The 11917-nt window shown below is 68.0% G+C and carries 10 protein-coding genes; 5 read left to right on the top strand and 5 right to left on the bottom strand.

The features are described 5' to 3' along the window. Nucleotides 1-20: 20 nt before the first annotated feature. From sufD to G9Q41_RS11255, 3 genes are read right to left on the bottom strand one after another with little or no spacing between them, the layout of a single operon-like run. Nucleotides 21-1220, bottom strand: coding sequence for a Fe-S cluster assembly protein SufD (gene sufD / locus G9Q41_RS11265; protein ID WP_165632563.1), 1200 nt, complete (start codon nt 1218-1220; stop codon nt 21-23). Continuing rightward, entirely contained in the window at nt 1220-2680 is a 1461-nt protein-coding gene (gene sufB, locus G9Q41_RS11260; protein WP_165632564.1) for a Fe-S cluster assembly protein SufB, read from the bottom strand. The genes sufD and sufB overlap by 1 nt, the downstream gene beginning before the upstream one ends. Next, nucleotides 2677-3411, bottom strand: coding sequence for a metalloregulator ArsR/SmtB family transcription factor (locus G9Q41_RS11255; RefSeq protein ID WP_347567534.1), 735 nt, complete (start codon nt 3409-3411; stop codon nt 2677-2679). The genes sufB and G9Q41_RS11255 overlap by 4 nt, the downstream gene beginning before the upstream one ends. Nucleotides 3412-3724: 313 nt before the next feature. Between G9Q41_RS11255 and mptB the strand changes: the two genes are divergently transcribed. The 5 genes from mptB to G9Q41_RS11230 all read left to right on the top strand — a co-directional run bounded on the left by mptB (nt 3725) and on the right by G9Q41_RS11230 (nt 9418). Continuing rightward, nucleotides 3725-5344: a polyprenol phosphomannose-dependent alpha 1,6 mannosyltransferase MptB gene (gene mptB, locus G9Q41_RS11250; RefSeq protein WP_165632566.1), complete on the top strand. Its 1620-nt coding sequence runs from the start codon at nt 3725-3727 to the stop codon at nt 5342-5344. An 11-nt stretch (nt 5345-5355) separates the two neighbouring features. Then, nucleotides 5356-6294: an ABC transporter ATP-binding protein gene (locus G9Q41_RS11245; RefSeq protein WP_165632567.1), complete on the top strand. Its 939-nt coding sequence runs from the start codon at nt 5356-5358 to the stop codon at nt 6292-6294. A gap of 122 nt (nt 6295-6416) precedes the next feature. Continuing rightward, nucleotides 6417-7133 carry an ABC transporter permease gene (locus tag G9Q41_RS11240; RefSeq protein WP_165632750.1) on the top strand — a complete coding sequence of 239 codons (717 nt, stop codon included), beginning with the start codon at nt 6417-6419 and terminating at the stop codon, nt 7131-7133. Nucleotides 7134-7292: 159 nt separating this feature from the next. Then, nucleotides 7293-8144 (top strand): hypothetical protein, encoded by an 852-nt coding sequence (locus G9Q41_RS11235; RefSeq protein WP_165632568.1) that lies wholly within the window; start codon nt 7293-7295, stop codon nt 8142-8144. A gap of 296 nt (nt 8145-8440) precedes the next feature. Beyond that, nucleotides 8441-9418: a COX15/CtaA family protein gene (locus tag G9Q41_RS11230; RefSeq protein ID WP_207630932.1), complete on the top strand. Its 978-nt coding sequence runs from the start codon at nt 8441-8443 to the stop codon at nt 9416-9418. A gap of 5 nt (nt 9419-9423) precedes the next feature. Here the strand turns inward: G9Q41_RS11230 and G9Q41_RS11225 are convergent, their stop codons facing one another. Next, entirely contained in the window at nt 9424-9912 is a 489-nt protein-coding gene (locus G9Q41_RS11225; protein WP_092520561.1) for a MarR family transcriptional regulator, read from the bottom strand. A 116-nt stretch (nt 9913-10028) separates the two neighbouring features. Then, entirely contained in the window at nt 10029-11132 is a 1104-nt protein-coding gene (locus G9Q41_RS11220) for an iron-containing alcohol dehydrogenase (protein WP_165632569.1), read from the bottom strand. Nucleotides 11133-11917: the final 785 nt, after the last annotated feature.

Below are 11917 nucleotides of genomic sequence, written 5' to 3'. Positions count from 1 at the left end.
AGCGTTTCGGCCGTGGCCGGTTAAGCTCCGACCGCCGCCAGTTCCTTGTCGATCGCGGCCTCCAGCCGCTCGCGGACCTCGTCGATCGTGATCTTCTGCAGGATCTCGCCGAAGAAGCCACGCACGACCAGCCGACGTGCCTGGTCGTAGGGGATGCCCCTCGCCTGCAGGTAGAACAGCTGCTCGTCGTCGAAGCGGCCGATCGCGCTGGCGTGACCGGCTCCGGCGATCTCCCCGGTCTCGATCTCCAGGTTCGGCACCGAATCGGCGCGAGCCCCTTCGGTGAGCACGAGGTTGCGGTTGAGCTCGAAGGTGTCCGTGCCCTCGGCCGCCGCCTGGATCAGCACGTCACCGATCCAGACCGACCGGGCCGAATCGCCCTGCAGCGCTCCCTTGTAGGTGACGTTGCTGCGGCAGTTCGGCTGGGCGTGGTCCATCAGCAGCCGGTGTTCCTGGTGCTGGCCGCCGTCGGTGAAGTACACCCCGAGGACCTCGGCGTCACCGCCGCGGTCGGCGAAGGTCACCTTGGTGTTGACCCGCACCAGGTCCCCGCCGAGGGTGGCGGCGAAGTGCTGGAACACCGAGTCCTTGCCGAGGTGGGCGTGCTCGGAGGAGACCTGGGTGGCGTCGGACTCGAAGTCGTGGATGGTGATCACCGACAGCCGCGCGGACTCCTCGGCGATCATCTCGACGTTGTCACCGATCACGCCGGAACCGCGGTAGTCCAGCACCACGGTGGCCTCGGACATGGGCTCGGCTCGCACCTGCAGGTGCCCGTAGGCGGTGCTGTCCTGCCCGGGCCCGTGCACGGTGACCGTGACCGGGTCGGCGGCCCGCGTCTCCTTGGGGATGGTCACCACGGTGGCCTCGGTGAACGAGTTCCACGACTGGGCGGCGATCCGGTCCGCGGGCGCACCCCCGGTGCCGAGGCGTTCGTCGTCCCGGCCGACGGTCTCGACCTTGGCGGACGAGTCCCCGTCGACTTCGACGTGCAGCGAACCGGTCGCCGAGGCGGATCCGTTGTGCAGTCCGCGCAACCGCTTCATCGGGGTGAAGCGCCAGTCCTCCTCACGACCGCCGGGAACCTCGAAGGCCTCCACGTCGTAGGAGGTGAACCGGTGACCGCGGGAACTCCGCGGCGGCGCCGCGGAGTTCCGCTGGCCAGCGGCCTGCTCGTCGAGGCCATCACGGCCGGACGTTTCGAGAGTCGACTCCGTCATCAGCCGACGGCCCCTTCCATTTGCAGCTCGATCAGACGGTTGAGTTCCAGTGCGTATTCCATGGGCAGTTCGCGAGCGATCGGCTCGACGAAACCACGCACCACCATCGCCATGGCCTCGTCCTCGGTCAGACCGCGCTGCATGAGGTAGAACAGCTGGTCGTCACTGACCTTGGAGACGGTGGCCTCGTGGCCCATCGTCACGTCGTCGACGCGCACGTCCACATAGGGGTATGTGTCCGACTGGCTGATGTTGTCCACCAGCAACGCGTCGCACTTGACGTTGGAGGCGGAGTGGTTGGCGCGCTTGGCGACCTTGACCAGACCGCGGTAGGAGGTGCGCCCACCACCCCGGGCGATCGACTTGGACACGATCGACGAGGAGGTGTGCGGAGCCATGTGCTCCATCTTCGCGCCGGCGTCCTGGTGCTGGTTCTCACCGGCGAAGGCCACCGACAGGACCTCGCCCTTGGCGTGCTCGCCCATCAGGAAGACCGACGGGTACTTCATGGTCACCTTGGAGCCGAGGTTGCCGTCGACCCACTCCATGGTGGCGCCCTCTTCGGCCTTGGCGCGCTTGGTGACCAGGTTGTACACGTTGTTCGACCAGTTCTGGATGGTCGTGTAGCGGCAACGGGCGTTGCGCTTGACCACGATCTCCACCACGGCCGAGTGCAGCGAGTCGGTCGAGTAGATCGGCGCGGTGCACCCCTCGACGTAGTGGACGTAGGCGCCCTCGTCGACCACGATCAGGGTCCGCTCGAACTGGCCCATGTTCTCGGTGTTGATCCGGAAGTAGGCCTGCAGCGGGATGTCCACGTGGACACCCTTCGGCACGTAGATGAACGAGCCACCGGACCACACCGCGGTGTTCAGCGCGGAGAACTTGTTGTCCCCCGACGGGATCACCGAGCCGAAGTACTCCTCGAAGATCTCGGGGTGCTCACGCAGCGCCGTGTCGGTGTCCAGGAACTTGACACCTTTTTCCTCGAGGTCCTCACGGATCTTGTGGTAGACCACCTCGGACTCGTACTGCGCGGCGACACCGGCCACCAGACGCTGCTTCTCCGCCTCGGGGATCCCCAGCTTGTCGTAGGTGTTCTTGATGTCCTCGGGCAGGTCGTCCCAGGTCTGGGCCTGCTCCTCCGTGGAACGGACGAAGTACTTGATCTGGTCGAAGTCGATCTCCGACAGGTCCGCGCCCCAGTTGGGCGTGGGCTTGCGCTCGAACAGGCCGAGCGCCTTCAGCCGAGCCTGCAACATCCAGTCGGGCTCGTCCTTCTTGGCGGAGATCTCCCGGACGACGTCCTCGGTCAGGCCACGCTGCGCGTTCGCCCCCGCGACGTCGGGATCGGCCCAGCCGTACTCGTAGTTGCCGAGCGTGGCGAGGGTCTCCTCCTGGGACATTGGTTCGGAACTGGGCACCGTGGTGGGTGTGCGCTGCTCCGCAGCGGCAGTCATACGGGCTCCCCTCCATCGTGAGGAATCGGGGCGGTCTCCTGTTGCTTCGGTTCCCGCTCGGCGGTCCCCTGTTCAACAGCGTCGTGGCCGGCTTCCGAGCGTCCTTCCACCCGGCCCTCCGACCAAACGTTCGGGACGTGCGTGGTGCAGGCCGCGTCGCCGTTGGCGATCGTAGCCAGCCGTTGCACGTGGATACCGAGAACCTCGGCGAAGGCCTCGGTCTCGGCTTCACACAACTGCGGGAAATCCGCAGCCACGTGGGCCACCGGACAGTGGTGCTGACAAAGCTGCTCACCCGAACCGACGTTTCGCGTGGAAGCGGCGTACCCCTCCCGCGTCAGCGCGTCGGCCAGCACCCGAGCACGTTCGGCGACGGTCTCGCCCGCGGCCAGAGCTTCCCGGTGGTGCTCCACGAGAGCGGCCATCCTCCGCTTGGCGAACGAGCGCACCGCCTGCTCTCCGGACTGCTCGGCCAGGAACCTCAGCGCCGAGACAGCCAGATCGTCGTAGGCGTGACCGAACCGTGCCCGGCCCGATTCGGTCAGCAGGAACAGCTTAGCCGGACGTCCCCTCCCCCTGCGGCCGCGGCGGGTGGACTCCCTGACCCAGGCTTCGCCGTCGGCGACGAGCGCGTCGAGGTGCCTGCGTACCGCCGTGGCGCTGATGCCGAGGTGCTCGGCCACCGCGACCGCGGTGACCGGCCCCTGCTCCAGCACCATCCTGGCGACCAGCTGCCGGGTCGGCCCGTCTCCCGCGTTCGGAGCCGCCTGCCCCTGTTGGGCAGCCGGCTCCGCGGCGGCCCATCCGGCCGTCGCGTCCGCTGGGGAGGATCCGACGTTTTTCACAACACTGATGTTACCTAATTATTCGACCGCTGGCAGGAGGCAGGGTTGACCACATGACTTGACTCACACCTTCGTGCCTTCAAAAAGCACCGTCCGGGGGAACGTCCCGCCCGCACGACCCCGCCAGCACGCCCCGACCCGCCCCACGGACGCGCCCGTGGGCACCACCGGGAGAAGCCACTAGCTAGGCTCGGTCGACATGGCGGCAGGCGCAACAACCGACGCGGGAGGTCACGGCGAACCCCCGCAAGAGCGGAGACGAGTCGGGACGACCACGGAGCTACCCCCCGAGAGCGGGGACGAGGCCCCGGCACCGCTCGACGAGCGGGAACGCCGCCAGCTCGCGCTCACCCGGCGCTTCGGGACCACCGGCGCCCTGATCCTCGCCGTGGGCGCGATCGGCGCGGGCGCCGCGCCGGTGGACAACCCCGTGTCCGGGATGCGCCTGATCGGCCTGCCCGCCCGCATGCCCACAGTGGCCATGGCCTGCTCCTGGCTGGGCGTGCTGATGATCGTGATCGCCTGGCTGTGGCTGGGCAAACTGGCCGCTCCCGGGCGGAGCAGAATGCTGTCCCGCACCCAGCTGGGCCGCACCATCGTCATGTGGGCGCTCCCACTTGCCGTGGCCCCACCGCTGTTCAGCCGCGACATGTACGCCTACCTGGCGCAGAGCGCCGTCGCGGCGAGCGGAGCCGACCCCTATCAGGTCGGCCCCGACACCGCCCTGGGGGTGGACCACCCGCTCACCGCCAACGTGCCCAACATCTGGCGGGACACCCCGGCCCCCTACGGACCGGGATTCCTGATGTTCGGCCGCGTCATCGCCATGCTGGTCGGCAACAACGTCGTGTTCGGCGTGCTGATGTGGCGGATCGTCATGCTCGTCGCCCTGGCACTGGCGATCTGGGCCATCCCCCACCTCGCGGCCCGCTGCGGGGTGCACCCCTCCTGCGCGCTGTGGCTCGGCGCGGCCAACCCGATCGTGCTGTTCCACGTGGTCAGCGGCATGCACAACGAAGCGCTGCTGATGGGGCTCATGCTCGCCGGGATCGAACTCGGCCTCAGGCTGCGCGGATACCTCGGGATCGTGGCCGCCGCCGTGGTCATAGTGATCGCGGGAGCCGTCAAACCCCCCGCGTTCATCGCGCTCGGATTCTTCGGGGTCTACCTGGCCAGACGACGCGGCGGCAGGATCGTCGACCTGCTGTGGGCGGCCCTGCTGCTCACCGCGGTCTTCCTCGTCACGATGACCGTGATCACGGTGACCAGCACCTGGGGCCTCGGCTGGCTGGAAACCTTCGACGTGCCCAACCGCATCAAGACCTGGCTGGCACCGATGACGGCGCTCGGGATGTTCGGGGGCGGCGGGATCGGCATGCTGCTCGGCATCGGCAACCACACCGACGCCATGCTCAGCATCACCAAGGTCGTCGGCTACGGACTCAGCGTGGCGGTCTGCCTGTGGCTGCTGTGGCGCTCGTTCCGCGGCAGGGTGGAGCCCCTCACCGGACTCGGGGTCACCCTGGGAGCGGTGGCGCTGTTCGGACCGGTGCTGCACCCCTGGTACCTGCTGTGGGCGCTGCCCCCGCTGGCCGCCTCCACCAACGACTCCCGCTTCCGGAACACGATCACCGCCGTCAGCGCCGTGGTCGCGCTGCTGGTCCCCCCGACGGGAGCCGCCTACGTGCTGCGCGCCTACATGATCCCCTTCGCCGTGATCGCCGCGCTCCTCGCGTTCGCCCTGGTTCTGCTGTGCGTGCGCGGCAGGGTTCCGCGCCTGTTGCCGCCCCGGGAGGAACGCCTCCCGGCGAGCTCCTAGGCTGGGACGGCGTGACCCCGGACGCCGAGCACGCTGCCGTGCGAGCACACGGACTGACCAAGCGATTCGGCGAGAACCTCGCCGTGGCCGACATCGACCTGTCCATGGCCCACGGGGAGGTACTGGCCCTGCTCGGCCCGAACGGAGCGGGCAAAACCACCACGGCGGAGCTCTGCGAGGGGTTCCTGAGCCCCGACCACGGGCAGGTGCGGGTGCTCGGGCTCGACCCCGTCGCGCAGGGACCGCGGCTGCGCCCGCGCATCGGTGTGATGCCCCAGGGAGGCGGCGCCTACCCCGGAGTGCGCGCCGAGGAGATGCTGCGCCTAATCGCCTCCTGCTGCGCCGCACCGCTGGACCCGGCGTGGCTGCTGGAAACGCTCGGGCTGAACGAAGTGCGCTCCACCCAGTACAAGAGGCTCTCCGGCGGTCAGCAACAACGCCTGTCCCTGGCCTGCGCCCTGGTGGGCAGACCCGAACTCGTCTTCCTCGACGAGCCGACGGCGGGCATGGACGCGCACGCCCGCAACCTCGTCTGGGAGCTGATCGCGGCCCTGCGCTCCGACGGAGTCGGTGTGCTGCTGACCACGCACCTGATGGACGAGGCCGAGACCCTGGCCGACCGCGTGGTGATCGTGGACCACGGGCGGGTGCTGGCCGACGGGACCCCGGCCGAGCTGACCGCCGGTGAGGAACGGCTCCGCGAACTGCACTTCCGCTCCCGCCCCAAGCTGGACCTGGACCTGCTGCTGGCCGCCCTGCCCGAGGACTGCGCGGCCTGGGAAACCCGCCCCGGCCAGTACCTGGTGCGCGGGGAGATCGACCCGCAGACCATCTCGACCGTCGCGTCCTGGTGCGCGCAGCACGGAGCGCTCGCCGACGAGCTGCGACTCGGACGCCGCAGCCTGGAAGACGTCTTCCTCGACCTCACCGGACGGGAGTTGCGCGCGTGACACGAGAAAGCCTCGGCTACCAGGGGGAGAGCCCGGCGGCGGAACTCCACGCGGGGAGGGGCTCCCCGAAGTTCGCCCCGGGGACGTTCCACCCCTCCCCCGGGAGGGCAGGCCCCCTGCGAATGCTCGTCGCGCAGACGCGGACGGAGACGCTGCTCACGCTGCGGCACCCGGAGCAGGCCCTGCTCACGCTGCTCATCCCGCTGGTGCTGCTGATCGGCCTCAGCGAGCTGGACATGGGGATCGTGGCCCAACCGCGCGTCGACTCCGTGACCCCGCGCATCCTGGCGCTGGCCGTGATGTCCACCGCCTTCACCGGCCAGGCCATCGCCCTCGGCTTCGACCGGCGCTACGGGGTCATCAAACGCCTCACCGCCACCGCCCTGCCGCGCTGGGTGCTGATCGCCGGACGCGTGCTCGCCGCACTGCTCGTGGTCGCGCTGCAGACGCTGGTGCTGTCCGGCACGGCGGTGGCCCTCGGCTGGACACCCTCGATCACGGGCGCGCTGCTGGCCGTGCCCGTGCTCGTGCTCGGAACCCTGGCCTTCGGGGCCGGAGGAGTGCTGATCGGAGGGGCCCTGCGGGCCGAGATCGTGCTCGCCGTCGCCAACACCGTCTGGTTCCTGCTGCTCATGGCGGGCGGACTGGCCGTACCGGCCCGGCACCTGCCCACCGCGATGACCGTCATCGCCGACTACCTCCCCTCCGGAGCGCTGGCCGAGGCCCTCAGCGCCTGCTTCACCGCGGACGGGGCCTTTCCGCTCCGCTCACTGCTCGTGCTGCTCGGCTGGGGGCTGGCCGCGGGCGCGCTCGCGGTGCGCACCACCAGGGCCGCCTGAGGGCAGGCGTGTGACGATCGCCACTGCCCTGTGAGCGGGAAACCGTCCCGGAACCCCGGATGGCCTGCTGCTGCGGGGGGACGTCCGACTTCTGGCCGAGGACCGGTACCACGACGAGACGTGTTCGGGCCCCACGAGCACGATCTAGAGTGCGGGGCCATGCAGACCAAGATCGCGCGGGAAGCCAAGAAGGCGCTCGAAGCACCGCACTCGATGATCTACTTCGCTCCCGAGGCCGAGCGGGAGACGACCGCCCTCGGACTCGAACCGGGCTCCATGTCGTACTTCGCCGCCCGCGCCGCCCCGCTGGGCCCGGTCGGCCCCGGTGTGGTGAGCGCGACCTTCTACAACTTCAACCCCGAACTGGTCGCCATGTGCGTGCCGAAGGCGTGGTCGATCGCCGATCCGGCGGATATCGTCGCGGCACGCTTCCGCGCCGCCTCCGCCGCGCTGGAGCGGATGCTCGGCTCGGAGGCGCTGGAATCGGAAACCGTCCGCGAGGCGGCCGAGCTGGCCACCAGGGCCACCGAGGCGTGCTCGCCCGCGGGCAAACCGCTGTTCGCCGCGCACGCGGACCTGGACTGGCCCGAGCAGCCCCACTTGCGGCTCTGGCACGCGCTGACCCTGCTGCGCGAGTTCCGGGGCGACGCGCACATCGCGGCGCTGCAGCACGCGGGGATCGGTCCGCTGGAGGCGCTGGTGCTGCAGAACGCGACGGGCAAGGGGATGACCGCAGCCACGCTGCGCAGGACCCGGCACTGGTCCGAGCAGGACTGGGAAGCCACCCGCCGGGAACTGACCGAGCGGGGACTCCTCGAGGAGTCGGGTGAGCTCTCCGACGAGGGGCGGGAACTCCGGGAACGGATCGAGGAGGCCACCGACGAGGCGGCGCTCCCGCCGTGGCTCCACCTCGATTCCGCGGAGCGGGCTCGGCTGTTCGAGCACGGCGCCGCGCTGAGCAAGCAGGTGGTCAAGGCCGGGGCATTCCCCAAGGAGGCCTTCATCCAGTGATGTTCGGCTCCTCTCGCTGTGCAGGTGATCGGGTAGCCGTCACGTGAGTCGGCGCCTCGGGAGCGTTGGAGGGCACCTCGAGCAGCGGCGGAAGTGCGCAGAGTTCCCCTTCGGCGCTGGCAGCGCCGAAAACCCAGCCAGGAGCTCCCGGCCAAGGGATCCACTCCAATGCAGGTGCTTCGAGCCCGAGTCACCGGCACCGCCCCGCGGAAGACCCGTCGACCCTCCCAGTGACGCAGTGCACGATCAGCAGCCCCACCCGCACCCGCCCTGCGCGTGTGCCTACCATCGACCTCGTGCCGACACTCTCGCTGCCCGAGCGGATCTCCCGACCGTCGCCCCGTCTCGTCCTGGCTTCGGCGCTGGCGGTGCTGGTGACCCAGTGCCTGATCGCGGTGACCGGGGCCACCGTCCGGGTGACCGGCTCCGGGCTGGGGTGCCCCACCTGGCCGCAGTGCTTCCCGGGAAGCATGGTCCCCGTCTCGCACGCGGGCATCGCGCCGCTGCACCAGGCCGTCGAGTTCGGCAACCGGCTGCTCACGTGGGTTGTCGCCGCGGCAGCGCTGGTCTGCGTGCTGCTGTCCTGGCGGGTGCGCCCCGTGAGGTCCCGACTGCGGCTGCTGTCCGTGGTCGTGCTGCTCGGCGTGCCGGTGCAGGCGGTGATAGGCGGGATGACCGTGCTGCTCGACCTGCGCTGGTGGAGCGTGTCGCTGCACTTCATGGCCTCGGCGGTGCTGATCTGGCTGGCCGGGTTGCTGGTCAAGGCCGCGCGCGAGGGTGACGCTGCCGCGCACCCCGTGGTCCCGACGGGAATGCGCAGGCTGCTGGTCGCGCTGACCGCGGTCGCCGCCGCGATGGTGTTCGTCGGGACGCTGGTGACCGCGGCCGGACCGCACGCGGGTGATCCGGCCACTCCGCGGCTGCCGCTGTCCATTCCGCTGCTGACCCAGACGCACGGGCTGCTCGTGATGGCCTACCTGTGCCTGCTGGCGGTCTTCGGGGTGTGGCTGCGCAACGCCTCTCCCACGCGGGGACTGCTGCGGGCCTACGCCGCCTCCTGCCTGGTCGTGCTGGCCCAGGGGATCGTCGGGTCGGTGCAGTACGCCACCGGCGTTCCCGAGGGACTGGTGGTGCTGCACGTGGCCGGGGCGACGCTGGTGATCACCACGCTGTCGCTGCTGTGGGGCGAGTCCCGCTACCGGGGCGAGCCTGCCGCGCCGGAACGCGCGGACGCCGAGCGGGGAACGAGCACCTCGGAGGCCGTGGGCGGCTGAACCGCTCAGCTCCTGCGCCGGGAGTCGCGCTCCCAGCGCCGCCACAGCTCGGGGATCTCCTCGGACAGCCACTGGTAGAACTCGTGCACGGTCCGCAGCCTGCGGGCCCGTTCGCTCTGGCCGCTGAACATGCGCAGCCCGGACTCGAGCAGCCCTTCCAGCTCGACCATGCGGTGCATGCGCGCGCTGACCAGCTCGGGCCAGCGCTCCTCCTCGACCCGGTACAGCGCCGCCTCGCGGCCCTGCCGCGTCGTCTTGGAGATGATGCCCATGCGCAGCAGGAAGCGCACGTTGGTGCTCACCGATCCGGTGCTGGCGCTGAGCGCGTGGGACAGCTCGGCCGCAGTGCGTTCCGGCGGGTCGCAGATCAGCAGGAAGGCCAGGATGCGCCCCGCGATCAGCGGCATCCCCTCGGTCGCCTCGAAGTGCGCCGCCATCTGCTCGATCCACTCCGACATCGCGGGCCGGTCGGTGCGCTGGGTGTACTCGGCCACTGCTGTGCTCGCCTCCGGTGCCGGACCACGGCAGCGCCGTGATCGGTTCGTTCAACACTGAAACAATAGGCCGCACCGACGTACGAGGGCAAGCCGACCGGAACATCCGCGGGAGTTCAGAAGCCCACTTCGTGAAGCAGCCTCCGAATCCCCTCGACACCGAGCGCACGGATTCCCGGAACAAGATCGGCCCAGAGCCCGTAGGCGTCGTGCGCCCACCTGCGTACGGTCGCTTCGGCGGTCGGCTCGATCGAGGGCTTCAAACCGTCGTCAACAGCCGAGAAGAAAGCGTGCAGCCGCCGCTGACTACCACTCCCGACACCCATGTGTCGCCGCAAGGCACGCAGCCGTCGCTTGGTCCCGAAACGCTCGTCCCCCGCCTCGACTCGCGTCAGGACGTTTGGCATCCCTCGCGCGGTTAGCGCACCCTTCGTAGCGCTCACCTCGGTAAGGACCGAGTTCTGGATGCACCACCACGGGTGCGAAGCGGGCATCCAATCCGCACGGTGACCACCGCGCATGGTGGCACTGCTGAGCCTTTCCAACTCGGCTCGTTGCCGATCGTCGAGTTCACCGGTGGCGAGCAGCGTCTCACCGAGCCGAAGCAGCCCGGCCACATGCCCGGCTCCGATTCGGTCCTGACGTCGGGTACTGCGTCGGGTTATCAGAAAGGGGCCGAGTTCGCGATACAACGCTTCGCAGATCGAGGCCAGCAACACCGATGAGTCGAGGGTGTCGAAAAAATCCGTGTCGACCACCACATCATCAGGCAGCAGAGCTCTACCGTACACAAGTCTGCGAGTCCGCCCGGGTTCAGCCGCAAGACACACTCTGTCCGAAACGTGTGCCGCGCTACCCGGCATCGTCGGAACAGCTACGAGTGCGGGAGCCTCCTCCGATTTCCTCGCAGCCTCCACGGGAAACATCCCAGGACCGTTGCGCCACAATGAACCGTCCAGCAACCAGGGGTTCCCCTGTGCCGCGACCGCCAACTTGGCAACGTCCAGCACCGAACCCCCTCCTACGGCTACGCAGACGTCGGGAAGTTCATCGAGCATCTTGTCACTAAGGGTAATCGCCGCATCCAGGTATCCCGATTGGCCACCAACCCCCGGATAAGCATGCACTGGCAGGGTGTGGATTTCTGCCCCTTCGGCAAAACAGTCCAAGTCCAGAGCACCATTCGAAACACACCCATCATTCACCACCAATGCCTTCACAGAACCACCATAGAAAAAATCGCTATCAGTAATTCTTTTCATGGCCACAGAAACCAAACCCCAAGATTCCCGCAGAGGTCACCAAAGATCCGGTTCATGTACATCTGTTCTCCATAGAAACAGCCTGAGACATGAACCGGATCAGCACAGATAGTATACTTTTCTTTCTTTACCTCGAGCGTCTATATCGAATCATAAGAACCAGGTTTACAACACCGTACAAAACAAGAACACTCGAGGAGATTAACGAAAACACTCCCAGGCCGATGTGATCGCTCGTCGTCAGTCGAATTCCTACAATAAGAACAACAATCCCCGGAACAGCAAGAGAAACCTTGCTCCAGTTAGGGCGCATCGAGGACAATTTTATCACCTATGTCAGGTCTGACACGGTCTACATCTCTTGCAGACCGCAGTGGCTTCCGCGCAACACGTCTGAACAGCCGTATAACAGGAAGTGACTAGACATATGGAACATCCGAACCACCCCGTTGTGGAACACTTACTAACACAGTAAACGCACCCTACGCCAGTGAGCACGCAGTTGTTAGTCCACTTCCAATCGCACTCCTCACTCAAAGCTTCGCCTTGAGTCCCACACCAGCACAGCGAGCTATTGCAGCCTCCACAAGGATCATCACAGGCAGCAGTTGCTTGATTTTCTTCCGGAGCTGGCCTGGGTACCGCCCCGTTGATGCTTCGTGAGACGGTGCGCAATTCTGGCCCATCCGGTGCGTCGTGATCGACATGGACGCGGTGGACACGGCTGATGTCTCCGCCCACGT

The sequence above is a fragment of the Actinopolyspora sp. BKK2 genome, from assembly GCF_011291845.1.
In the GTDB taxonomy this organism is placed as follows: domain Bacteria; phylum Actinomycetota; class Actinomycetes; order Mycobacteriales; family Pseudonocardiaceae; genus Actinopolyspora; species Actinopolyspora saharensis.
Note: the sequence above shows the minus strand (reverse complement) of the source record. Positions and strands in the feature narration are given on the sequence as shown.